Origin of the sequence: Paenibacillus sp. FSL M7-1414 (assembly GCF_038003195.1) — a bacterium.
Classification (GTDB): domain Bacteria; phylum Bacillota; class Bacilli; order Paenibacillales; family Paenibacillaceae; genus Paenibacillus; species Paenibacillus amylolyticus.
In genome coordinates this window covers 812,446-838,688 of sequence record NZ_JBBOOS010000001.1, presented here as the reverse complement: position 1 = coordinate 838,688, position 26,243 = coordinate 812,446, and the positions used below count along the sequence as shown (strand labels likewise).

The following is a 26,243-nucleotide window of genomic DNA, read 5'->3' as shown; positions in this document are numbered from 1 at the left end:
CGTTCCGGTCACGGATCGTTCCTTCGATCGCTGTTGTCTCCAAATTTCTTCATTCACCTTTAAAAGGTCGAAATTCGGAGACTAAGGCGAAAGCTAACGCTTCTTCAAAATCCTTCCGTGCCCTTCACTACCTGTATCAGATATCCAGATGTTCCATGCATCCAAACATTAAATCTTGATCATTTTTATGGAGTTTCTCCAGCAGATGCTTGCGCACCAGTACCATTGTCGGTTCCAGAAGATACTAGCGTGATAGGAAAATTAAATACATTTGACCTGTTGTTTGTATATTTTGCAGGATCATTAACTACGGATACTACCCTGATTTTATAATCTCCTGAACCGAGAACAACTCCATCTGAATCCGTTGAATTACTGGTAATTTCAATCTTTGCTGTTGAAGGATTGTTAGCCCCACTAATTACACTCCCTACTGGGCTGCCCAGACCGCTATCGATTGTGGTACTCCCTTCCTTAACGATGTATATATCATAGCGTTCAATTCCAGCTTCGTTTTTAGGTTTTGTGAAACTAACATTAATTACAGATGCACTTGCAGATGCTTCCAGAGCTGTTACGCTATCAACAGTCGTTGGTGCCTGTTTTTTTGCTTTAATCGTGAAAGGAGTCGACGTAGTTATACTTGATTCTCGTTGACCATCAGATGATTCGGATAAAATAACAACCTTGTATGTTCCAGCTTTGATCTCGTCACCATTACTATCGGATAAAGAAATAGGAAGTTCTGTAACTGTACTTGCAGAAACATCGAGTGAATTGCTGGATTTCGCAGTTTTTTTGGCCGCATTTAGATCCAAAGTTGTAGATGCAGGTACTACCATTAACACATAACGTCCAATGGCTTGATCAGGGACTGGTTTTGTATATGTCACTTTTACATCGGTAGCATTACCTGCAGCTTGCTCTTCTTTCTTAACTTCAACATCAGTGATTGCGACTTTCCCAACTTCACTAGTTACAGACAACCTAACATCATAATAGACCGTAGATAGAGCATTCGAAATAGTACCGGTATTGCTCACCGCCAGTACAAATATACGATAGTCTTCATCATTTCGAATATTTGCGCCATCTGTCGTTCTTGCATTATTTAAAGTCAAAGTGTAGTTTCCGCTTCCTCCAGTTTTACTCTGGGGAATAAAATTAGGATTCCGATTCGCTTCTGCCAGATCAAATCCACTTACATTCGTTTTCTTTACCACGAATACACGGTAGTGATGAACATTAGTCTCATTCGCCGATCTATTAAACGTCACACTTATGTCGCTACCATTGCCATTATCACCAATATCCTTTGCTGTAATGCTTGTTGGAGCAGTCAATACAGCAGTTTTGGATAATGTGATTAATGCTGAATAACTTGATATTGCGTTTTGGCTAGCGTTCCCACTGTTGCTCACCGATACAACAAAGACACGATAACTAACACCTTCTTGGACTTTAGAACCGCTTGTATCATTTGCATTAGGAAGCGTAACGGACAGGTTACCACCCGTTTTGTTCACCTGCGTATAGTAGTTCGACGCATTAGCTGCACTTAGTGTGAAGTTGCCCGCATTACCGGAGCGAACAACGTATACTCGATATCCAGAGATTCTGGATTCATCCGCGGCCTTGTTGAACGAAACCCGTAGATCACGCCCATCACCGTTGTCACCAATATCCGCAACAGCCAGGTTGCTAATGACTCCCGCGTTACCGGTCGTTGTCAGTCTCAGAGCTGTGGAGGAAGCTGACAGCGCATTGGTGTATCCATTTTGCTGATTGCCTACCGCCATCACAAAGATGCGATAATCTTGCAGATTCGTTACATTATAACCACTTGTGTCCTTCATGGATGAAGGTAATGTCGTTGTAATGTTGTTGCCTGTTTTATTCACCGTATAGTACAGACTGGAGGACAGGTTACTCGCCGTTGTCAAATTAAAGCTGCTGGCAACCGAGTTACGCACCACAAAGACGCGATAATTCGCCACCTTGGACTCATCTGATGAACGGTTGAAACTCACCTGAATGTCACGACCATCTCCATAATCCGAGTTATCCTTCACCTGCGTAATTACTGGAGACGTTGCTGTGTTCACGGACAACGTAAGTGAAGATGATGCTGCGGACAGCTTGCTGTCTGTTGTTGTATTAGTGCTTACCGACAAGATGTAGACCACATACGCTGTGCCACTTTTAATCATTTCGCCAGACGTATCCCGTGTCGAAGAAGTCAGCTGGCTTTTCACTGCGGTACTGTTTCCTTTGTATATGATCGTGGAGTTTGCACTGGACACTTTATTCGCTGCAGCCAGATTGAACGCAGAAGAGTCCTTCGCTTTGACTACAAAAGCACGATAATACGTAATGTTCGATGTCGTGCTCGGCTGCGTGAAGTTAATCTCCAGATCGCGGCCATCGCCATAGTCACTAATATCTGCGGCACGCAGACTTGTAACCGCCTGTACTGTGGATTTCACATTATTGAGCTTCAATGCTTGGGAAGACCAGTTCAATGCATTTTTATAATTATTGCTGCTGTTACCAACAGTCAGTACATACAGACGATAAGTTTCATTACTATTGAGCAAATCCCCGTTTACGTCACGCGTCTGTGCATTAAGTGTCAGTTTCGGGTTGCTGCCATTCGGTGTAACAGATGTATAGTTTGCAGAAGGTACGGCAGTTGCTGAGGACTCCGTAAAGCTATTCACATCGCGAGTTTTCACCAGCATAATCCGGTAAGCAGATACCGCCTTCTCTGAAGTTGGACGTGTGAAGCTCACGGTCAGGTCACGACCATCTCCGTTACTTCCGGATACCGACCCGTAGATGTTCCATGCAGCATATTGTGTCTCATCCACTGGAGGTGTTGCCGTTGTCTTGATATCTACACGCTGATTGCGTGAGTTCCAGAATACTTTTTCTCCAAAAGCTTCACTGACAAAACGAATCGGAACCATCGTGTTGCCCTTAATCGTGTTTGCAGGTACATCCAGCGATATCGCTTCCCCGTTGATGTATGCCGTTTTGGAACCAAGTTTCAAAGTAACTTCCTGATCATCGCGAGTTGCAACAATCGTTTTGGTTCTGTTCGTGTATTGTACCTTCGCATCCAATCCTTCAAAAATCGACCGAAGCGGAACCAGTACGCGTCCACCTTTCATGACAGGTGCCTGAGCAGATGATAACTCTGCATCATTGATGTATATGCTGATTCTCGCGGCTGCATCCATAACCGACGTTGGAAGTGCGGACATCAGCATGGCCGATACAGCCAGCGCTGACATTACCTTCTTCACTTGTTTTCCTCCCGCTTTCCTCATATCCCATATCCCCATTCTCGCATTTAGTTAACATCGAAATAGATTCGCTGTTCTTTTCATTAATTCCTGTATTTACCTATGCACAACTAAGACGTTCCGATCGGCTCAAAAGTTTCCAGTTGTACAAAAAATATTTTCTCAGAAATCTTCCTCTATCTTCCACCCTCCAAAAGTTAAAAATAACAGAAGAATTTGTCACCATTCCGCAACCACATCCTGCACCAATTGGGTTAATGTATAGTGACTAGTGAACAACACCTATCATTTTCTCAACTACGGGAGGTTCATATCTATGACATCATCGTTCCAATCTGCCAAACGTAATGGCATGCGCACCTTCATTACAGCCACCGCCATCCTCATGCTGCTCCAAACGGCTGTCGCTCCATTATCCGGAGTCGCTGCTGCCGCTTCTTCCAGTACAGATACCAAAGTCACAACTGCCAGTTCAACAACGATATATAAAACATTTCAGTCCATGCTCTACAAAAAGAAAGGCTTGCCTGCCGCGGATATTTATCTCGAATCTCATATCGATCAAGTTACGACTCATCATGCAACTCTGATGGTCTTACAACTGGAGAATGCCCGCAACAAGGCGTTAACAGCCATGACGGACCGTCTACTGGTGCCTAATGTTCAAGACAAGATGATCAAGGCCTACAAGTTGAATGATAGCTTCACCAAACTTATGGAGCGTACCCAGGACTCTGATCTGCGTGCACTACTTCAACAGGCACGGGATAGCGGCTATCGCCTGGTTATGCTGGAAGGCTCCCTCTATCCAATCATGAACTATATGGATTTTCAGAAATATATTTCGTACGTGAAGCCGGACATCAAACAATACATTAATATCATGGCAGTCGAAACCAGCAACCTTGCCGCCGATGATGGTGCACTGGTCATTGGCTATCAGGAGATACTCAATCGCGCTTTGAATCAGGAACGATTCCTGAACGAATATCCTAAGTCCAATCGATTACAACAGGTGAAGAACCTGATGAATAACTATACCTTGTATACGTTTTATGGCCTGAATAATACGCCTTTATTTGACTATGAAACGAACAAAATGACAGCCAATGCCCAGAAAGGTTACAAAGCTGTCTTACAACGTAACTCATCCGAAGACAGTGCCTTCCTGACCAAACTCGAAAAGTTCATGGACATCGTAACCGAAGCCAAATTCGAGAAAACCGCTGCTGTCGAGAAATGGCTAGAGCAGAATGTGCCGGTCAGCGACTACGCGAATTATTGAATTAATCTGCTCCCACGGTTAACACCCGGTTCAAATTCAGGCTAAATCCCAACAGATAACCACAACAAAAACCGCCACAGGATTCGCTCCTGTGGCGGTTTTCTTCATGCTTTTATCATCAAAACTGACTCAATCCGTCAGCTCCCTGCACTATTGAATCGGTTTGACCATATGATTATACTCATGTCCTGTGATGACAATCACATCGTCTTTGACATATCCCTGCCGTTCATAGAGCCTTAGCGCACGGCCGTTGTCCCGTTCTACAATCAGGGAAACCTGTGAGTGACCCAAATCTCTGCCCTGCTGCTCAAAAGCAGCCATCAGTGCCCGGCCGATGCCCTGCCCCTGATAAGCTTCACTTACCGAGAGAGTATCCAGATAATACTCCCCCGGACGGGTCTCTTTGACCAATGCATACTTCTCATCCCGGCTTCGTCCAGGTCGATCCAGAATCGGCTGGTCCAGACGATCTGCTTCTCCGCCATCATAGGCTACCAGAATCCCCGCAATCAGCCCATCCTGCTCCATCACTGTCACATGACGATAGCTAATCCGGTTGTTTTCCTGTACATAGAACGCCTGCAAAATCTGCATCGCCTTCTCATGATCCGCCTCACCCGCAAGCGCGTATGCAATGTCTCCTATCGCCTGATACAGCAAAGGAATGACCTGATCAGCATCTTCTATGCGCGCAGGTCTGATCAGAGGAGATGTTTCTTGGTGATCTAATTGCATCTTGGAATCATTCATCAGATTAACATGTTGAACAGATTTAGATTTTTGTTCAGTTCGGTATAGGCGATACCTTTGCGGTTCATACGTTCAATGAGCGGGTGGTAATCTTCCTTGTACATCAGCTCGATGCCCACCAAGGCAGGGCCATTTTCCTTATCATGCTTTTTCGTATATTCAAACCGGGTGATATCATCATTTTTCCCTAGAACTTCCTCCAGGAATTCACGTAAAGCTCCTGCACGCTGCGGGAAATTAACCATGAAATAATACTTCAGACCTTCATATATGAGGGAACGTTCCTTGATCTCCTGCATCCGGTCGATATCGTTGTTACCGCCACTAATTACGCAGACAACCGTCTTGCCCACGATTTGCTCACGATACTGCTCAAGCGCCGCAACAGCCAAAGAACCGGCAGGCTCGACAACGATCGCATTTTCATTATATAACTCCAGAATAGTTGTGCAGGCTTTGCCTTCCGGCACTTTCACAATGTCATCAAGTATACTATTGCAGATATCAAAGGTGAGATCACCAACACGTTTCACCGCTGCACCATCCACGAATTTATCTATGTCATCCAACGTCACAACCTGTTTGCGGAACATCGCCTCACTCATGGAAGCTGCCCCAAGTGGCTCAACTCCAATGATGCGTGTCTCTGGACTCACGGTCTTCATGTAGGTTCCCACGCCAGCTGCCAACCCTCCGCCACCAATCGTCACGAATACATAGTCGGCATTCTCATCGAGACTTTCCATGATTTCCATCGCTACCGTACCATTACCTGCAATAATCTTCGGTTGATCAAAAGGATGGATAAACGTCATGCCCTGTTCGTCACATGCACGCATCGCTTCAGCATAAGCGTCATCATACGTATCCCCGATGAGCACCACTTCAACGTTACTGCCGCCAAAACGTCTGACCTGCTTCACCTTCTGGTTCGGCGTTGTACTCGGCATGAAGATTTTGCCGTTAATTCCAAGGGCATTACAGCTAAAAGCAACACCTTGGGCATGGTTGCCTGCACTCGCACAGACAATACCTTTCTCCATCTCGGCTGGTGTTAGACTGCGAATCATATTATAGGCACCCCGAATTTTGAACGAACGCACCACTTGAAGGTCTTCCCTTTTCAGATACACATTACAGTTATATTTGGCCGACAATACAGCATCCCGCTGTAACGGCGTTCTTACAATGACCTCACGCAACACATGATGTGCGCGTACGATATCTTCCATGCCAACACTGGCACGACCGGGACTTGTGGTTCCCGTTGGTTCTTGTTCAACTGGTTTCATGTTGTCTCCACACTCCGCTTTTATGGTCTAGCAATGTCGCGCACTGCTTTTCTTTGTATTGTATCACTTTTGATCTATTCTTGCGCCTGAGCTCACATCATTTATCATTCGTACAATTTCATTAATAATGACCTGAGGGTCTGTATACATAACCATATGTCCCGATTGATCGGCCCCAATCCATCTCGCATTGGATAGCTGGCTCACCGTCTGGCGATGCGCCGTGATGAGAGCAGGTCTGATTTTCCCCTCTCCCTTGCCCGGGTTCGTACCCGAGATCACGCTAACTTCCAGATTACCCAGAGCCGGAGGATGTTCCAGGAGCCCTGCCATGTCATCCAGAAATGTTTTGCCTTCTGCAAGCATCGTGCTGGCTGCCCGTAGAGTGAAATCCTCCTTGAGGTGATCCGCTGCCACATCGTCAGGCTGAACACTTCCAGCTTTGCTACCAAGCATCTTATATAAGCCAGTTCGCGCCATGATTGGAATAATGAAACCATTGATGGCAAAGCTCTTTTTAGTAAGCTTGGAAAAATACATTTCGCAATGCTCGTCTGATGGATCTACCAGAATAATGCCACGTAATCGAGATAGATGTGCAGCTGCCGTAGCCCGTACAATCGGACCGCCCCAGCTATGTCCAACCAGAATGAATGGGCCCGGGCCCAGAGCTGTCAGCAGTTCTCCAAGATCCCCTGCAATGCGTTCAAGGCTGCGGGGAGCTGAGTCGATATCACTTCGTCCCGCCCCTGCCCTGTCATACACAACAGTACGTGCATGCTCAGCAATGGCTGGTGCAACCAGTCCCCAGTTTGATCTGGAGGCGCCCATACCGGACTCAAATACAACCGTCAGCTCTCCTGTTCCCCTGGACATATAATGTAGTTTGCGACCATCGCGGGTCTGAACAAACGCACTTGAACCAAATGTATGTGAGCTAGGGTTAGAATTCATATTCCCCTCCTGATTACGTGCATAGTCATCTTTCACCGAATCTAATTGAAAATGATTATCAATTACTTCATTATAGAATAATCCATGCTTTACGACAACCATGTTGCTTCAGCAAGTTACAGCAGTCCTGTCACCTCTGTCACGTTGCTAGGATCACCCAACATCCCGCCGTTCCGTTAACCCTCCTTTTTCCTTATGAAAAAGAAAACCCGATCCATGATCGGATCGGGTAACTGTCCTAGCCACTATGCGGCTGGCCCTCATGCACATTCTTATGGCTTCGTGCGCAGTTCCTGCACGATCGCATAATGGCTTAATCACAGGATGGACGAATACTCGGTTTAAGGGCGCAGCCCCTTATCCCCGAATACCATGATCCTTGTTGTTCAGCTGCTCCAGAAGTTCATTCATCGCTTCTTCCGTCATGGCCCCACCGCTAAACGCAACCAGTGCACGCAGCGGCATATATTTCATCATCGCATCCATCATATCTGCGTGATCACCAGCATCATCACCGCCGAACCCACTGGCTTCCTGGAACTGTTGCAAAGCCTGGTCCAGCAGCTTTTTATGGGCCGGATCACGCTGAATATCACCCAATGTACTATTACGCGTATAGGTTGGCAGGAATGTCGCTGTAGACTCTACATTCACACGTGTGTGCACATGAATGTCCCGTGAGGAACTGCCTACTTGAATCTCAAACTCTCCGGTCTCCACATGCCAGTCCTTCATATCTACGTTGTAATAGGCGAATGAACGTTTGTTTAGTGTGAAGCTCACCACTTTGGACTCTCCAGGTTCAAGGGCCACCTTCGCAAATCCTTTCAATTCTCTTACAGGACGAATAACTGTGCTCTCTACATCACTGACATACAACTGTACAATCTCCTTGCCCGCTCTGTCACCGGTATTGGTGACCCTTACTTGCACATTCACCTCATCCTGATCCGTCAGTTCTGTGCGATCTACCTTCAGATCAGCATATTCAAATGTCGTGTAACTCAGTCCATAGCCAAACGGGAACAGTGGCTCCAGCTCTTTTTTATCATAATAGCGATAACCAACAAAGATACCCTCCCGGTAATCGACACGATCCCCTTCACCAGGGAAATTCAGATAAGATGGATTATGGCTGAGTTTGGCAGGGAATGTCTCTGCCAGTTTACCGGACGGATTCACCTCTCCATACAACAGATCAGCTATCGCTCCACCAACGGCCTGTCCACCAAGATAAGCTTCAAGCACCGCTTGCACCTGCGGCAACCAAGGCATCTCCACTGGAGATCCGTTACTCAGCACCACAACCACACGTGATTGTACTTTTGCAATCTCTTCAATCAGACGAATATGATTGTCAGGCAGACGCAAATGGGCACGATCATACCCTTCGGATTCATAACGATCCGGCAATCCAACGAACACAACAGCGGTATCCGCTGACTGTGCTGCCTGAACAGCCTCATGCATCAATGTCTCATCCACATCATCCGCTTCAATCCGATAACCTGGGGCATACGAGAAGGTTACACTTTCGCCAGCCACCTGTGTCATCTCTTCCACAATATCATCCACTTTGGTCGGATTAATGTGGGAACTTCCCCCGCCCTGGAAGCGAGGTTTACGCGCAAATGCCCCGATTATCGCCACATCGCCTTCACGCCCAAGCGGCAGGATACCTTCTTCATTTTTCAGCAAAACCATACTCTCGGCTGCCACCTTACGCGCAAGTTGGTGATGCTCATCCTTGTTATATGTAGCCCCATCTTGCTTTTGATCAACGGCATTAAAGATCAGCGTAAGCAGACGCTCCACCGCCCGATCCAGCTTGTCCAGCGGCAGTTGTCCGCTTTCTACGGCATCGATCACTTTACGCTCACCGATTCCACCACTTGTTGGCATCTCCAGTTCCAGTCCTGCTGCAAGGGCATCTGCACGTTCATTGACCGCACCCCAGTCTGATACCACAAGACCTTCGTGACCCCATTCGTCTTTCAGAATATCCGTAAGCAACCATTCATTCTCACCTGCATACGTACCGTTCACCTTATTATAAGAACACATCACCGTCCACGGCTGTCCATCCTTCACCGCACCTTCGAAGCTTGCCAGATAAATCTCGCGCAGCGTCCGTTCATCTACTACCGCATCAATCGACATACGCCGTTCTTCCTGATTATTAACTGCAAAGTGTTTGAGAGACGTACCCACACCCTGGCTCTGCACACCTTGAATATGACCGGTAGCCATCTGCGTAGATAACAACGGATCTTCGGAAAAGTATTCAAAGTTACGCCCGCCCAGCGGGGATCGTTTAATATTTACACCCGGTCCAAGCAGTACCGCTACATCCTCGGCCTGACATTCCTCTCCCAAAGCCACCCCGACCTGACGCGCCAGCTCCTTGTCCCATGAACTAGCCAATCCTGCCGCAGACGGGAAACAGGTTGCAGGCACACTCGACGTTAGCCCAAGATGATCCGCACTCCCATCCTGCTTGCGAAGCCCATGAGGTCCGTCCGTCACCATGATGGATGGAATGCCAAGACGCTCCACCCCTTTCAGATGCCAAAAGTCCAGGCCCGAGCACATACCCGCTTTTTCTTCCAGTGTCATCCGCTGTACCAGTTCCTTGATGTTACGTTCCACATTAACCCCTCCAGTTCATGATGTTGATACATAGCTATATCACTAAGCATACAAGGTTATCTACCACACATTCAAATGTTTACCCGGTTCGTAACGGTTACATAACACCAGTCAATCATTTCCTCTTCCTGACGATGATCAAAATAAAAAGGAAAAACAGCCCGATCTTCACGATCAGGCTGTCTCTATACGTTTCATAACCGTCTATCCACCCAATTTACGCCTGAGTCTTAAACCAAGCTGCCGCAGCTTCTGCCTCGGTACGAGTTAACTGATGACCCTGACGCTCCCAATGCGTGTTTACATCGGCACCTGCACCGCTGAGCAGCGAAGCAAGTTCCTCGGTTTCACGTCTTGGTACAATCGGATCGTTCTCGCCCGCACCAATGAACACAGGCAGACCTTTCAGATCCGGCAGTTCCAGTCCGCGCAGCGGTACCATTGGGTGATGCAAGATTGCACCTTTGAATACATCTGCTTGATGGAAGATCAAGCTTGCCGCAATGTTGGCACCGTTAGAGTAACCCAGTGCATACACGTTGGACCGATCGAAACCGTATTCCACCGCAGCTGCATCTACAAAAGATCCCAGCTCTGCCGTACGAGCAATCAGATCTTCTTCATCAAAAATACCTTCGGCCAGGCGGCGGAAGAAACGGGGCATCCCGTTCTCCGATACATTCCCCCGCACCCCAAGTATGCCAGCTCCTGGTGCGATCATCTCCGCCAGACCGATCAGATCATTCTCGGTTCCGCCTGTGCCATGAAGCAACAGGATTGTTGGCGCATCCGTCTGAGCACCTGCTTTATAGATATGTTTCATTGTATTGGTTGTGGTCATGATTTGGACTCTCCTTTCCATTCACGTACTTCAATTCGTGGCAACAATTGTTCAATCTGCTCACGCTGTGGTTCATACCATTCAGGCAACATCAGTTTCTCACCCATGCTCTCTGCTGGTTCATCCCGTGCAAATCCCGGAGGATCCGTAGCCAGTTCGAACAGTATACCACCCGGCTCCCGGAAATACACAGCGTTGAAGTATTGACGGTCAATGACTGGCGTTGGATGATATCCGGATTGTTCAAGATCCTGCTGAATTTGTTCATGTTCCACGTAATCTTTGGCACGCCATGCAATATGGTGAACCGTTCCGGCTCCACCAATCCCGCGTTGGATACCTGTGGACTGAATATCAATGATCTGACCAATATCGCCGCTTGCCTGAAGACGAAGGAGTCCGTTCTCTTCACCGACTTGCTCCAGACCCAGTTTGCTCACCAAGACGTCCATGGTTTTCTCAGGAACGTGGCTGAACAATACGGCTCCGCCAAATCCTTTGATGGCATGCTCCGGTGTCACACCGTTGAAACTCCAGTTGCTTGGCTGACCGCCTTCACGCTCAACCAGTTCAAGCAACAGACCGCCTTTGTCGAAGAAACGAATGTACTGCTCACCAAATCTGGTTTTATTTTCATATGGAATATCGAAGGAAGCAAGACGTTCTTTCCAGAAAGGCAGGCTTCCTACAGGAACCGCATATACGGTAACTCCAGTCTGACCTGACCCAATGACACCTCTTCTTGAATTCTGCTGTGGGAAAAAGGTAATGATTGTGCCCGGTGCACCCTGCTCATTCCCGTAATACAAGTGATACACGTCCGGTGCATCAAAGTTAATTGTTTTTTTCACCAGTCTGAGCGCCAACACACCTGCATAAAAATCAACGTTTTTCTGTGCATCGTCTACAAAAGCTGTAATATGATGAATTCCTGAAGTTCTGAACATAATCTCCACTCCCTTGGTTTTAGTTGTATCATAGGTTGTTTTTGCTTCTTTTATTTATTGCTTTTCGTTATTTATCTTTAATTTAAGATTCTTTAAATTTATATTAATCTATTGGACTACATTATGCAAGCTTTTATTTTAAAATTAAGATTTAATACAAAAAGCAGGCCCCGATCATTCCGGGAACCTGCTTAGCGTTATAACGATTGATTAGGTTGCTTCTTATTCCTGTATTACTTTTGTATTACTTCTTCTTAAACCAGTTTCATTCTTTTTGGTGGATTCACCAAATCTTTATGCTCGTATTCATCCTTGATGTCTCCGACAATCTCTTCAAGGATATCCTCCATCGTAACCATACCTACCGTAGCACCTGCCTCGTTTTTCACGGTTGCAATGTGTACACGGCTTTGCTGCATCTGGATCAGTACATCCTTGATTGGAGAACGCTCGGAGAAACTCGGTGTATTGTGAACAAATGTCTCCATATTGAAATCTCTGCCCGCAGCTACACTCGTCAGCATTTCTTTCGTGTTAATGAAGCCAACAAAATGAGCCTGATCCCCATTTGCAATAACAGGGTATCTCGTGTATTCGTGTCGATTCAGCGTTTCAATGATCTGATCAATCGGCATTTCCTTATTCAAAGTAACAATTTTATCTCGTGGAATCATGATCTCCTGAAGCAGACGCTCATCAAAAGCAAAAATGTTTTTGAGATAGTCCAGCTCCGTCTGGTTTATCTCGCCACTCTCGTAGCTCTGTGCCATAATCAGCTTAAGCTCTTCTTCGGAGTGAACGGTATCATGCCCGGCAGGTTTTACACCAAATATGCCAAGTAACAGACGAGCAGCTCCATTCAGCGCGTAGATGAATGGATTCATGATTTTACCGAACCAGTACAGTGGTGGTGCCAGCAACAGCGTCATTCTCTCTGCAAATTGAATCGCCAGGGTTTTCGGCGCCAATTCACCAATAACCACGTGCAGGAACGTAATGATCGCCAGAGCAATACCATAGGAAAGCACGGTAGACAATGCCGCTGGTACTTCCATTCGCTCAAAGAGCGGATGCAGCATTTTCTCAACAGTAGGTTCACCCAAGGCTCCCAATACCAGCGCCGTAATGGTGATCCCCAATTGACATGCCGACAGATAATAATCCAGGTTGTGCGCCACTTTTTTGGCCAGTACTGCCTTTTTGTTGCCTTCCGAGATCAATTGATCGATTCGGGACATCCGTACTTTAAGAATTGCAAATTCGGCTCCAACGAAAAAGGCTGTCAGACCTATAAATACGGCTACTAAAAATAAATTCAAGGCTATTATTCCGTCCAATGATTTCCCTCGGGTTGAGGGATTCACCTCCAAATAAAATTTATATTAAGGTTGCACAGACCACTCCGATGACAAAATAACCTTCCGACCGCTGTTATCACCAGATTTTTTTATTCCTTATATAAAAGGGGAAAATCCGGTGATAAAGGCGGACGCTTCGCTTCTTCAGTCTATTCTGTCCTCTCCGTTATCGCAAAAATATTTAAATTTTTAAAAGATTTCCGGACAAGATCAAACCAGGTCGCTAGTAGCTTCCTCAACCTGTGCGCCGCTCACTCGTTCCAGAAGAACTTGTTTGATGTGATAGTTTTCGGTATCAACAACGGTCCAGACATAATCACCGTGTTCTACCGTGTCTCCTTTTTCCACACCTACACCCTTCTGGTACTGAATCCATCCGGCAACGGTGTCCATCTCTTCATTTCCTTCAAAGCTAAGTCCGAACTGCCGCTCCACTTCATCCAAAAGTACCCGACCATTAATGAGATATTGATTCTCTCCGGTTTCCTGGATATCAGCCACCTCATCGGCATCGAATTCATCGCGAATCTCACCGACAAGTTCCTCCAGAATATCCTCCATCGTAATGATACCCGAAGTACCACCGTATTCATCCACGACCACAGCCATGTGTACACGTTCCTGCTGCATTTTAATCATCGCATCCTGGATACTTGTAACTTCGGAAACAAACGGGATCTCACGAACGAACTCGCTTAGTTGATATGATCTTGCGGCTACCATGTCGGGCAAAATCTTTTTAACATTCACAACGCCTATAATGCGGTCCTTGTCCCCATCCTCGATGACAGGGTAACGTGAGTAGTTATGTTCATCCAATATAGGAATAATATCGTCATAGGTCATATCCTGATCTAATGTCACCAGTTCTGTACGAGGTACCATGATGTCTTTGGCATCACGTTCATCGAACACAAATACATTTTCCAGATATGAAAGCTTGGTCTTGTTGTTCTCGTCACCTTCGTAACTCTGGTTCATGATGATTTTGATCTCATCCTCCGAGTAGGCTTGATCATGTTTGGCAGGCTTTACACCGAATCCTCGCAGAAGAACACGTGAAGTTCCATTAAGCGCCCAGATGAACGGATACATGATTTTACCAAACCAGTATAGCGATGGGGCGAGCATTAATGTCAGTTTTTCTGAGAATTGAATCGCCAACGTTTTCGGTGCCATCTCACCAACAACCACGTGCAAGAACGTGACGAGGATAAAGGCGATCGCATAGGAAGCAATCGACGAGATTGAAGCAGGTACATCTAAATAATTGAATACCGGATATAACAATCTCTCAACCGTCGGTTTTCCGAGCGCTCCCAGTCCCAGAGCAGTGACCGTAATACCGAGCTGACAGGCTGACAGATAATAATCCAGGTCCGAGACAACTTTTTTAGCCAATACGGCCTTTTTATTGCCCTCCGCGACCAGTTGATCCACTCTTGATGTACGAATTTTGACTACAGCAAATTCCGATGCTACGAAAAATGCAGTCAATGCAATCAAGATAATAAGTAAAACGATATTCAATATGGTAATTATGTCCAATGATTTCCCCGGTTCTCAGGGATTCACCTCCAGAGATAGTTACAGCGTGATCCGTTAACTACGTTAACCATTCATCCGCTGTTTGTCGTTCATCATGGCTTATGCCTTATATGAAATCGAATAATGATCATATTTGTATAAGTCTTACGTTTGACCTTGTAAAATTACAAAACAGGAATTCAAGATGAAGTCAATGACTTGCAGAAACTTCTTCATTCAAATCGGGTTACCCCTCATGCTGTCAATTGTTCCTCGCTTAACTCCACCTAGATTCGCCATTTGGACAATTTACAATATCGCCTACCCAATAGATATCCACCTCCCCTCGTACTCATTCCTGTTTCCGAAAAGTATACCATGTTTCCCGCTCAACCATCCAGTTGCACGTTATGGTTTGCCACAAGCTTACAGTATAATGTTCACAAATTAGTCTCTATGTATGTTACGTACTTTATATAATATGATTGATATTACCTCGTAATGTGATATTCTTCACATGTTTAGTATAGTCCAATTTATAAAATTACTACCCCTTAATTTAGGGCATTAAACATGTCTGATTTCCCTGATTTAATCCTGTTTTGTATCTTTCCCATGTTCTTTCCCCATATGGACAAGTCCGGCCATTTGCACAAGATACATCTATATACGTAGTAAAGAGCCCGCAGGATGCAACAACCTTACGGCGCACATCTTTACGGGCTCTTAATATTCATTCTACACCAGTGCTTTGGCAGCAATATCCGTCCGCTGATGTTTACCATCAAAATGGATACGCTCCGCCTGTTCATAAGCTTTGTTTCTAGCTTCGGCAATATCCGTACCAAGGCCAACTACACCCAGGATCCGTCCACCATTCGTAACCCAGTCTCCCGCTTCACTACGCGCTGTACCTGCGTGGAATACCACGGCGTCATCTACTTGGTTCAGTCCTTCAATGACTACACCTTTGGCATAAGGACCCGGATAACCTCCTGAAGCAAGCACCACACATACTGCGGCTTCATCACTCCATTCAATCTCAATATCAGCCAGCTTGCCATGGACGGTTGCCCAGAAGATATCGAACAAGTCACTCTTTAGGCGTGGCAATACGACCTGTGTTTCCGGATCACCAAAACGTGCGTTGAACTCAATCGTTTTGGGCTTACCATCTGGTGAAATCATCAGCCCGGCAAACAATACACCCTGGAATGGGCGTCCCTCGGACACCATCGCTTTAGCCGTTGGTTTGATGATCGTCTCCACGGCTTCTTCAATAATCGATGCTGGGATATGTGGCAATGGTGAGTATGTACCCATCCCGCCTGTGTTTGGCCCCTGATCATTGTCGAATACAGGTTTGTGATCCTGTGCTGCGGCCATCGGACGAACCGTCTCCCCATCGACAAAAGCCAGAATGGACATTTCCTGCCCTGCGAGGAATTCCTCGATGATGACTTTGGCTCCCGCTTCACCAAATACCTTCTCCACCATGATGCTACGCAGAGCCTGATCAGCCTCATCACGGGAATAAGCTACTGTCACACCTTTGCCCGCTGCAAGTCCATCTGCCTTGATGACAACCGGAATTGCTTGCTCATTCAGGTATGCTTGAGCTTGTTCGTAGTTGTCGAATTTTTCATAAGCTGCGGTTGGAATGTTGTATTTGTGCAGCAGGTCCTTCATGAACGTTTTACTTCCTTCGATCTCTGCTGCATTACGACGGGGTCCAAATACCGGAATACCTGTCGAATCAAATGCATCCACAATCCCATCCGCAAGCGGATCATCCGGACCAATAACCACCAGACCTACTTTAAGCTCTACAGCAAGAGCCGTTAGTTTATCGAATTCATTCACCGCAATGGCATGACACTCAGCCAGCTGAGCAATGCCTGCATTTCCCGGTGCACAGTGAATCTTGTCTACCTTTGGACTCTTCGCCAGTGCCCAGATGATTGCATGCTCTCGGCCACCGCCGCCTACTACCAGAATATCCATTCGTTCTGTTCCCCCTCCGTGCATAACTGGATTTGTTACGCTATCGCGTGTTGAAAAAACTAAAAAATAGGGGGTGTACCATAAGTCATTAGCATGACAGGCGACACCCCTTATTAAACCTTTTTCGTTCTAGTGTTTGAAGTGACGAACGCCTGTGAAGACCATGGCAATTCCGTATTCATTCGCTACTTTGATGGATTCTTCATCTTTGATCGATCCACCAGGTTGGATCACTGCTGTAATTCCGGCTTTTGCAGCCAGTTCCAGCGTATCACCCATTGGGAAGAACGCATCAGATGCCAGAATAGCACCTTTTGCTTGCTCGCCCGCTTGCTCAATCGCAATTTTGGCTGCACCCACACGATTCATTTGTCCAGCGCCCACACCCACTGTCATGTCATTCGCAGCAAGCACAATAGCGTTGGATTTCACGTGTTTAACTACTTTCCAGCCAAACAATAGCTGTTTCAGTTCTTCTTCCGATGGCGCACGATCAGTTACCACGTTCAGCTCGCTCGCTTCGATGGAGTGTACATCGGACTGTTGCACGATCATACCACCGTCGATGGACGTTACCACGAACTGGCTCTCCCGTTTACGAGCAGCATTCAGTTCACCCGTTTTGAGCAAACGAATGTTTTTCTTCTTCGTCAGGATATCGAGAGCTTCTTGCGTAAAGTCAGGAGCAAGTACGATCTCCAGGAAAATCTCGCTCAACTTGCCTGCTGTATCGCCGTCGATAATACGGTTTGCTGCCACAATGCCACCAAATATAGATGTTGGATCTGCAGCATATGCTTTGCCGTAAGCTTCATAGATACTTGCGCCAATACCTACGCCACATGGGTTCATATGTTTAACCGCGACAACGGCTGGTTCTTCAAATTCTTTGACAATCTGCAATGCTGCGTTCGCATCGTTGATGTTATTATAAGACAACTCTTTGCCGTGCAATTGCTCGGCTGTTGTCAACGTATCTTGAGCAGCCAGCGGTTTGCGGTAGAATGCTGCCTGCTGGTGTGGATTTTCGCCGTAACGCAAATCTTGGAGTTTTTCGTAAGTAACCGTCAGACGCTCTGGCAGTGGATCGCCATTTACGTTGGACAGGTAGTCGGAGATGAGTGCATCGTAAGCCGCCGTATGACGGAACACTTTTGCCGCAAGCCGTTTGCGAGTTTCGAGAGTGGTATCTCCATCGTTGCGCACTTCCTCCAACACTTGGCTGTAATCAGATGCGTCTACAATGACACTGACAAAGGCATGGTTTTTGGCTGCCGAGCGAAGCATCGTTGGACCGCCAATATCGATGTTCTCAATGGCATCTTCGTATGCTACGTCCGGTTTCGCAATAGTCTCTTGGAATGGATACAGGTTCACGACAACCAAATCGATATAGCCGAGACCGAGTTCTTCCATCTGACGTGTGTGCTCTTCGTTATCACGCACAGCCAACAACCCACTATGAACTGCCGGATGTAATGTTTTGACACGTCCGTCCATGATTTCCGGGAATCCGGTCACATCCGAAATTCCGATGACAGGTACGCCTTCCTTCGACAACAGGCTGCTTGTACCTCCTGTCGAAATAATCTCCACACCCATTTGCGACAGCTCGCGGCAAAAGTCCACGATGCCCGTTTTATCCGATACGCTAACCAGCGCTCTTTTGATACTCACAATATGCTCCTCCTTTAATGTCCCATGGCTTCGCGTTTCCTGACGAAACACAGCCGATTTATTTCCCGAGAAATATCACAAAATGCGTACCAATATTCGACTTCTGTTATACAGTTGATAAATGGATTTTCACACTAAAACACTACGAGTCCAGAATAATCTTTCGATCGCTGTTATTCCTAGATTTTTTTGAACAATTTCTCAATGGTAAAAATCCAGTAATAAAGGCGAGCGCTTTGCTTCTCCAGCTTATTTCTGTCCTCTTCGTTAATGTGTGAAACAGTTTAAAACTATATTAAACCGGTTTGTTAACAGTCACGTGACGTCCGTCTAACTGAACCAGACCTTGCGCGAACCAGGAAACAACTTCAGGGTATAACTGCTGTTCAGCCGCATGAATGGAACGGCTGATTGACTCAGGCGTATCCTCTGGCAAAATGGGAACCGGATGCTGGGCAATAATCGGTCCGGTATCCATGCCTCCGTCCACAAAGTGCACGGTCACACCCGTAACTTTCACACCGTATTCCAATGCCTGTCCAATCGCATCCTTACCTGCAAATGCCGGTAGCAAGGACGGATGAATGTTAATCAACTGCCCTGCGTAACGATCCACCACAACGGAAGTCAGCAATCTCATATATCCGGCAAGAACGACCAGGTCGATCTTTTTGGATTCAAGCACTTCCACGATCTCTGACTCATAGGCTTCACGGGAAGCATAATTTTTCGGAGTAAACAGATGACATTCCACGCCTGCGTCCTGTGCCCGCTGCACAACACGTGCAGATGGTTTATCACACACGAGCAGATCTACGGATGCATCCAGCCCACCGTTTCGTACTGCATCGACCAAAGACTGAAAGTTAGACCCTTCACCCGAGGCAAATACAGCTATGCGGTAGTTTGCCATTAAACATCCGCTCCCGTGAAGGTTACTCGCGCATCTCCTTCAGTCACACGGCCAATGATGTACGCTTCTTCACCAGATGTTTTCAGTTGTTCTAGCGCTTCCGTTGCATCTGCTTCATTAACCACCAGTACAAGCCCAACACCCATGTTAAATGTGGTGAACATGTCACGGTTCGAGACAGCACCCTTTTCCTGTAACAGATTGAAGATTGGCAGGATCGGCCAAGAGCCGTAGTCAATATCCACGTTCACGTTGCTAGGCAACATACGTGGGATATTCTCAATAAAGCCACCACCTGTAATGTGTGCCATGCCTTTTACTTTTACCTTTTCCAGCAGGGACAACAGAGGTTTAACATAGATCTTTGTAGGTTCCAGCAGAGAATCGCCCAGCTTACCGCCCAGTTCCGCTACTTCATCATGCAGATCAAGTCCCGCATCTTCCAACAAAAGTCTGCGTACCAGCGAGAATCCGTTACTATGCACACCGCTGGAAGCAAGTCCAATCACTGTGTCGCCAGGGGCGATGGTTGTACCATTGATGATCTTCGCTTTGTCCACGATGCCCACCGTGAATCCGGCAATATCGTATTCGCCTTCACTGTACATGCCCGGCATCTCCGCCGTCTCGCCACCGATCAACGCACAACCAGATTGATGACAGCCTTCAGCGATACCCGCGACAATAGCTTCAATTTTCTCAGGAATGACTTTGTCACATGCCAGATAGTCGAGGAAGAAGAGTGGTTCTGCACCCTGTACCACAATGTCGTTCACACACATCGCTACCGCGTCGATTCCGATGGTATCGTGACGGTTCATGGCAAATGCAATTTTCAGCTTGGTGCCTACGCCATCCGTACCAGATACAAGCACTGGCTCATCGTATTTATCTTTGTTCAAACCGAACAGGGCACCGAATCCACCCAGATCTGTCATCACTTCCGGACGGAAGGTACGCTTCACGTGTTTTTTCATCCGTTCAACCGCTTCATTACCTGCCGCGATATCAACGCCGGCCTTTTTATATGCTTCGGACAAGTGGAATCATCTCCTTTTTTTTCGCCCCACCTAAATCCTCCCGCCCGGGAGGACCCCATAGGACCTTGGCAGGCCCTCTGGACACCCGCCAAAAAAGCGGTGCAGAGGTGGCTGGTGTGATCTTGCTATGGTTGGTTCGTGCGTGATCTCGCGGGATTGTTCGCCGATTCCGTTGGCTGCAAGCCATCGGTCAGCGAACCCCGCTCAGCTACGCTGCGGGCAAGCCCGCTGGGCAGCTGCTTCGCTCGGCTGCCTGGCCCCTATTGCTTCGCAAGGCGGGGCTTAAGGGCGCGGGCTAGGCCCGGGGGCAGCTGCTTCGCCTGGCTGCCTGGCCCCTTTTGCTCCGCAAGGCGGGGCTTAAGGGCGCGGGCTAGGCCCAGGGCAGCTGCTTCGCCTGGCTGCCTGGCCCCTTTTGCTCCGCAAGGCGGGGCTTAAGGGCGCGGGCTAGGCCCAGGGCAGCTGCTTCGCCTGGCTGCCTGGCCCCTTTTGCTCCGCAAGGCGGGGCTTAAGGGCGCGGGCTAGGCCCAGGGCAGCTGCTTCGCCTGGCTGCCTGGCCCCTTTTGCTCCGCAAGGCGGGGCTTAAGGGCGCGGGCTAGGCCCGGGGGCAGCTGCTTCGCCTGGCTGCCTGGCCCCTTTTGCTCCGCAAGGCGGGGCTTAAGGGCGCGGGCTAGGCCCGGGGGCAGCTGCTTCGCCTGGCTGCCTAGCCCCTGTCGCTCCGCAAAGCGGGGCTAAGGGCTCGGGCTAGGCCCGGGGGCAGCTTCTTCGCCTGGTTGCCTAGCCCCTGTTGCTCCGCAAAGCGGGGCTATAAGGCTAACAGCTGCAGCCGAATTTTTCCTCGCCGCCAAAATCGAGGCGGGTTGGGTAATCATGATCAAAACATGCCAGACATAGTCCGCCTTTAGGATCATCCTGATTATCTCCCTGAATCGATGCAATCAGTCCATCGGGACTGAGGAACTCCAGGGAGTCCGCATTAATTTCACGGCAAATTTCTTCCACCGACAACTGTGAAGCAATTAATTCACGGCTGTCAGGCGTATCAATACCGTAGAAACACGGGTTTTTGAAAGGTGGTGATGTAATCCGTACATGTACTTCCGTTGCTCCTGCATCACGCAGCATGTTCACGATCCGTCGGGAAGTTGTTCCCCGTACGATGGAGTCGTCAATCATAACCACACGTTTTCCTTCCACAACGCGACGCACAGCGCTCAGCTTCATCTTCACGCCCTGCTCCCGCAATTCCTGGCTTGGCTGGATAAACGTACGTCCGGTGTATTTGTTCTTGATCATACCCATCTCATACGGAATACCTGTCTGTTCAGCGTATCCAATTGCTGCCGAGATGCTGGAATCTGGTACCCCCGTAACCAAGTCCGCATCCACAAAGGACTCAATCGCCATCCGGCTTCCCATCCGTTTACGGGCCGCATGCTGGTTCGTACCATTCATATCACTATCCGGACGAGCAAAATAAATATATTCCATCGCGCATAATGCCTTGCGGTGTTTGTGATGATCAAAGCGATCCTCGTGCAGACCATCTGCATCCAGCACAAGCAGTTCACCCGGTTCAATGTCACGGATTAACTCTGCGCCAATTGTTTCCAGTGCACACGTCTCAGATGCAAACAAATACGCATCTCCCAGCTTACCCATCGTCAGCGGACGAAGTCCGTGCGGATCGGAAGCAACCAGCAACTTGTCGTTGGTCATGATCAGAAATGCATAACCACCCACAATGCGCTGGAACGCCTCTTTTGCCGCTTCCACAAGCCCTTTGGAGGATCGTGCAATTAGATGCGCAATGACCTCGGTATCACTTGTTGTTTGGAAAATGGACCCGCTCTGCTCCAGCTCGCGCCGGATCGTTGGTGCATTCACAATGTTCCCGTTGGTCGCTACCGCCAAATCGCCATCACGGTATTTGAATACCAATGGCTGTGCGTTTGTCAGTTTACTGTCACCACTTGTGGAATACCGGACATGTCCAATGGAAATATCCCCGGTCAACGTCTGCATCAGGTCTTTGGTGAACACTTCCTTCACCAGACCCATGCCGCGATGATAGTTAAACTGGCTGCCATCACTCACACACATGCCTGCACTTTCTTCGCCCCGATGTTGCAGCGCATGCAGTCCATAATAGGAGAGCGAAGCTGCGTCAGGGTGTCTGAACACCCCGAACACACCGCATTCTTCTTTCAATTTGTCGAGTCCTTCCTTGCCGGACCCTTCATTATAATAATCGCCTGTCCACAACGGTCCTGTCGTCAGTTCATGAGACATGGAATCGCATCCTCCCAGACCTGAGCCAAACCTCCTACAGGTTCGCTCACGGCTGATGTTCCGTTCAATTCAATCGTCAGGTTACTTCCTTCTACACGTCCAATCACAGCTACAGGTACACCACGGTCACGTACAAATGCTTCAAGTTTACCCGCTTGCTCTGGCGTAGCCGACAACAAGATACGGGATTGGCTCTCACTGAATAGGGCGTGATCTGCACGCAATGCAGTCTCCACATTCACCTGTGCTCCTACGTTACCACTGATGCAAGACTCTGCGAGTGCAACAGCCAAGCCGCCTTCAGACAAGTCATGTGCCGAGCGAACGAGACCGGATTGAATAGCTTCCAGCACCGTGCTGAGCAACGCTTTTTCTGTTTGCAAGTTCAGTTCTGGTGGACGACCTTCCGTCTGACCATGAACCGCGTATTGCAGCTCGCTGCCACCCAGTTCAGCTTTTGTTTCGCCGAGGAGGATGATAACATCACCTTCGGATTTGAATGCTTGTGTCGTGATATGATCCGTATCATGAACGAGACCTACCATACCGACAACTGGCGTTGGATAGATGGAGCCTTTGGCGTTTTCGTTATACAGACTTACGTTACCACCGATGACCGGTGTATCCAGCATACGACAAGCTTCCGCCATACCGTCTACCGCTTTCTCCATTTGCCAGAAAATATCCGGTTTCTCCGGGTTACCGAAGTTCAGGTTGTCCGTAATCGCCAGCGGCTCAGCACCGGAACATACAATGTTACGCGCTGCTTCACTTACGGCAATCCGTCCACCAACTTCAGGATCAAGGTACACATAACGTCCATTACAGTCCGTTGTCATCGCGAGACCTTTGCGTGTGCCACGAATCGTAACTACGGCTGCATCCGAACCTGGGCGAACGGCAGTGCTTGTACGCACCATGTAGTCGTATTGATCATAAATCCATTTTTTACTTGCTACTGTTGGTGATGCCAGCACTTGTTTCAGTGCTCCGCCGAGATCCGACACTTCGTCATAACGAAGCGTGTCGATGGAAGCACTTTGCTCGTAGTAGGCAGGTACAGAAGAAGGTTTGTCATACACTGGACATTCGTCAACCAAAGCCGTTACCGGCATATCTCCGACCACTTCGCCGTGGTGGATCAATTTCAGACGACCATCATCCGTTACTTTACCAACTTTGGCACAGATTACGCCCCAACGTTCAAAGATTTCCATCGCCTGCGCCTCATCCTTCGGCTCAACAACGAACAACATGCGTTCTTGGGACTCAGACAACATCATCTCGTAAGGCGTCATGCCTTCTTCACGCTGTGGCACCTGATCCAGATACAGTTCCAGACCGTTACCCGCTTTACTTGCCATCTCTGCACTCGAACATGTCAGACCTGCAGCGCCCATATCCTGAATTCCGAGCACGATGCCCGAGTCGATCAATTCCAGACAAGATTCCATCACCAGTTTCTCCATAAATGGATCACCAACCTGAACCGCTGTCCGTTGGGACTCGGATTCTTCCGTCAGTTCAACCGATGCAAAGGTTGCTCCATGAATACCATCCCGGCCTGTTGGCGGGCCCACATAGTACACCGGGTTACCTACACCTTTAGCTACGCCGCGCTGAATCTTGTCATGATCAATCAGACCCACACACATGGCGTTAACCAACGGATTGCCTTCATAGCTCTCATCAAACATCACTTCGCCACCAACGGTAGGAATACCGATACAGTTACCGTATCCAGCAATACCCGCTACCACATGTTCGAACAAATATTTAACGCGATCGCTCTCCAGCTTACCGAAACGAAGGGAGTTCAGTATTGCTACTGGTCTTGCACCCATGGAGAAAATATCACGAATAATGCCTCCCACACCTGTTGCCGCACCTTGATATGGCTCAACCGCGGAAGGATGGTTATGGCTTTCAATTTTGAATACAACGGCCTGGTTATCACCGATATCCACGATACCGGCACCTTCACCAGGTCCCATCAGGACACGTGGTCCAGTGGTTGGGAAACGGCGCAGCAATGGCTTGGAGTTTTTATAAGCACAATGCTCGGACCACATTACACTGAACACACCGATTTCCGTGTAGTTTGGCTTACGCCCCATGAACTCACAGATCAGCTCATACTCGCTGTCAGATACGCCCATTTGTGCGTAAAGTTTATGTTCTGCGACCTGTTCTGCTGTTGGTTCCTTAGCGGATAGCTGCTGCGTCATGCCGATCCCTCCATGCTTTCAAAATAGATGTAAACATACGTTTGCCGTCTTCCGAACCAAACAGTGAATCCACTGCACGCTCTGGATGCGGCATCATGCCGACCACGTTTCCAGCCTCGTTACATACTCCTGCAATATCACCCAAGGAACCGTTCGGGTTGGTACCATACGTAAATACGATCTGGTTGTTCGCTTGCAGACTCGCCAGCGTCTCCTCGTCGCAATAATAGTTGCCTTCACCGTGAGCAATCGGGATGATAATCTCCTCGCCGGGTGCATAGTCACGTGTAAATGGTGTATCTGCGTTCGCCACTTTCAATACCGTATCGTGACAACGGAATTTCAGGGAAGTGTTGCGGATCAATGCGCCTGGAAGCAATCCCGCTTCCGTCAGGATCTGGAATCCGTTGCAAATACCCAAAATATATTTACCTTGTTCAGCAGCTTTCGCTACCTCGTTCATTACCGGTGCAAAGCGGGAAATCGCTCCGCAACGCAAGTAGTCACCATAAGAGAAACCACCCGGAACTAAAATACAATCATAAGCCGAAAGATCTGTAGCCGTGTGCCATACATAATCAACCTCTTGTCCAATCGCATCTTCCACTGCCTTGTAACAGTCGATGTCGCAGTTGGAGCCAGGGAACACAAGAACTGCAAATTTCATGAGATTAACCCTCCAATTCGTAGCGGTAATCTTCAACAACGGTGTTGGCCAGCAGCTTTTCACACATGACTTTCAATCGTTTCTCCGCTTCCGCACGATCTGTTGTATCCAGGTTCAGTTCCATGACTTTACCGATCCGTACACTTTCCACTTCGTTGAATCCCATTGAATGCAGGGCTCCTTGAACAGCTACGCCTTGCGGGTCGAGTACGCTTTGCTTAATAGTGACATATACGGTTGCTTTGATCATGATCCTTATGTTCCTCCTCAGTAATGAACGGGATAAATGCTTTACGCTGTTAAAAAAGTTACTTTTGGTGCTTGCTCCGGGGCGGATTGTTCTTTCCGGTCGCTTGTTGTCCCCAGGTTTTTTGGATTGTTTTGGCCCGCTCTGCGGTCAAAACCCGGGGACAAAGGCGAACGCTATCGCTCCTTTAAGAACAATTCCGCCCCTCCGCTAGTCCATGCGACGTTTTTTAAAGGCCTAAACCTTTTACGTTGCACGGTGTGT

General features: G+C 48.0%; 19 protein-coding genes. 2 read left to right on the top strand and 17 right to left on the bottom strand.

Annotation, left to right across the window (positions count from 1 at the left end; all coding sequences use genetic code 11):
- Positions 1-185: 185 nt before the first annotated feature.
- Positions 186-3,308 (bottom strand): stalk domain-containing protein, encoded by a 3,123-nt coding sequence (locus tag MHH92_RS03840; RefSeq protein ID WP_253505604.1) that lies wholly within the window; start codon positions 3,306-3,308, stop codon positions 186-188.
- 316 nt (positions 3,309-3,624) lie between these two features.
- Between MHH92_RS03840 and MHH92_RS03835 the strand changes: the two genes are divergently transcribed.
- A complete protein-coding gene (locus tag MHH92_RS03835) occupies positions 3,625-4,593 on the top strand; it encodes a hypothetical protein (RefSeq protein WP_340902039.1) in 969 nt (322 codons plus the stop codon).
- A gap of 150 nt (positions 4,594-4,743) precedes the next feature.
- On the opposite strand, the gene MHH92_RS03830 is transcribed toward MHH92_RS03835, so the two are convergent.
- The 12 genes from MHH92_RS03830 to purM form a co-directional block, all read right to left on the bottom strand.
- Positions 4,744-5,331 carry a GNAT family N-acetyltransferase gene (locus MHH92_RS03830; RefSeq protein WP_340902038.1) on the bottom strand — a complete coding sequence of 196 codons (588 nt, stop codon included), beginning with the start codon at positions 5,329-5,331 and terminating at the stop codon, positions 4,744-4,746.
- 14 nt (positions 5,332-5,345) lie between these two features.
- Positions 5,346-6,638, bottom strand: a complete 1,293-nt coding sequence (ilvA, locus tag MHH92_RS03825; RefSeq protein WP_017690682.1) for a threonine ammonia-lyase IlvA — start codon at positions 6,636-6,638, stop codon at positions 5,346-5,348.
- 63 nt (positions 6,639-6,701) lie between these two features.
- Entirely contained in the window at positions 6,702-7,592 is an 891-nt protein-coding gene (locus tag MHH92_RS03820; RefSeq protein ID WP_340902036.1) for an alpha/beta fold hydrolase, read from the bottom strand.
- Between the two features lie 357 nt (positions 7,593-7,949).
- Positions 7,950-10,241, bottom strand: a complete 2,292-nt coding sequence (locus tag MHH92_RS03815; RefSeq protein WP_340902034.1) for a beta-glucosidase family protein — start codon at positions 10,239-10,241, stop codon at positions 7,950-7,952.
- A gap of 217 nt (positions 10,242-10,458) precedes the next feature.
- Complete coding sequence (locus MHH92_RS03810) at positions 10,459-11,064, bottom strand: alpha/beta hydrolase (protein ID WP_047840587.1); 606 nt, start codon at positions 11,062-11,064, stop codon at positions 10,459-10,461.
- Between the two features lie 14 nt (positions 11,065-11,078).
- The gene (locus MHH92_RS03805; protein WP_074093485.1) at positions 11,079-12,029 is read right to left on the bottom strand and encodes a ring-cleaving dioxygenase; all 951 of its coding nucleotides are present in this window, start codon (positions 12,027-12,029) and stop codon (positions 11,079-11,081) included.
- A 254-nt stretch (positions 12,030-12,283) separates the two neighbouring features.
- Complete coding sequence (locus tag MHH92_RS03800; protein ID WP_036606063.1) at positions 12,284-13,366, bottom strand: hemolysin family protein; 1,083 nt, start codon at positions 13,364-13,366, stop codon at positions 12,284-12,286.
- Between the two features lie 231 nt (positions 13,367-13,597).
- Positions 13,598-14,935, bottom strand: a complete 1,338-nt coding sequence (locus tag MHH92_RS03795; protein ID WP_047840499.1) for a hemolysin family protein — start codon at positions 14,933-14,935, stop codon at positions 13,598-13,600.
- A gap of 717 nt (positions 14,936-15,652) precedes the next feature.
- On the bottom strand, positions 15,653-16,918 hold the full coding sequence (gene purD, locus MHH92_RS03790; RefSeq protein ID WP_340902032.1) for a phosphoribosylamine--glycine ligase: 1,266 nt from the start codon (positions 16,916-16,918) through the stop codon (positions 15,653-15,655).
- Between the two features lie 129 nt (positions 16,919-17,047).
- Positions 17,048-18,595, bottom strand: a complete 1,548-nt coding sequence (purH, locus tag MHH92_RS03785; RefSeq protein ID WP_340902030.1) for a bifunctional phosphoribosylaminoimidazolecarboxamide formyltransferase/IMP cyclohydrolase — start codon at positions 18,593-18,595, stop codon at positions 17,048-17,050.
- Positions 18,596-18,890: 295 nt separating this feature from the next.
- A complete protein-coding gene (gene purN / locus MHH92_RS03780; RefSeq protein WP_340902029.1) occupies positions 18,891-19,508 on the bottom strand; it encodes a phosphoribosylglycinamide formyltransferase in 618 nt (205 codons plus the stop codon).
- Positions 19,508-20,548 carry a phosphoribosylformylglycinamidine cyclo-ligase gene (gene purM, locus MHH92_RS03775; RefSeq protein ID WP_340902028.1) on the bottom strand — a complete coding sequence of 347 codons (1,041 nt, stop codon included), beginning with the start codon at positions 20,546-20,548 and terminating at the stop codon, positions 19,508-19,510. The genes purN and purM overlap by 1 nt, the downstream gene beginning before the upstream one ends.
- Positions 20,549-20,675: 127 nt before the next feature.
- On the opposite strand from purM, the gene MHH92_RS03770 reads away from it, so the two are divergent.
- Positions 20,676-20,834, top strand: a complete 159-nt coding sequence (locus MHH92_RS03770; protein WP_340902027.1) for a hypothetical protein — start codon at positions 20,676-20,678, stop codon at positions 20,832-20,834.
- Positions 20,835-21,358: 524 nt separating this feature from the next.
- Here MHH92_RS03770 and purF read toward each other — a convergent pair.
- Genes purF through purS form a run of 4 tightly spaced genes read right to left on the bottom strand, consistent with a single transcriptional unit; the run spans position 21,359 to position 25,982 of the window.
- Positions 21,359-22,837, bottom strand: a complete 1,479-nt coding sequence (gene purF / locus MHH92_RS03765) for an amidophosphoribosyltransferase (protein WP_036606069.1) — start codon at positions 22,835-22,837, stop codon at positions 21,359-21,361.
- Positions 22,822-25,065: a phosphoribosylformylglycinamidine synthase subunit PurL gene (gene purL / locus MHH92_RS03760; protein WP_340902025.1), complete on the bottom strand. Its 2,244-nt coding sequence runs from the start codon at positions 25,063-25,065 to the stop codon at positions 22,822-22,824. The genes purF and purL overlap by 16 nt, the downstream gene beginning before the upstream one ends.
- Positions 25,043-25,732 carry a phosphoribosylformylglycinamidine synthase subunit PurQ gene (gene purQ, locus MHH92_RS03755; protein ID WP_036606071.1) on the bottom strand — a complete coding sequence of 230 codons (690 nt, stop codon included), beginning with the start codon at positions 25,730-25,732 and terminating at the stop codon, positions 25,043-25,045. Before purQ ends, purL begins: the two co-directional genes overlap by 23 nt.
- A gap of 4 nt (positions 25,733-25,736) precedes the next feature.
- The gene (gene purS / locus MHH92_RS03750) at positions 25,737-25,982 is read right to left on the bottom strand and encodes a phosphoribosylformylglycinamidine synthase subunit PurS (RefSeq protein ID WP_017690695.1); all 246 of its coding nucleotides are present in this window, start codon (positions 25,980-25,982) and stop codon (positions 25,737-25,739) included.
- Positions 25,983-26,243 lie beyond the last annotated feature (261 nt).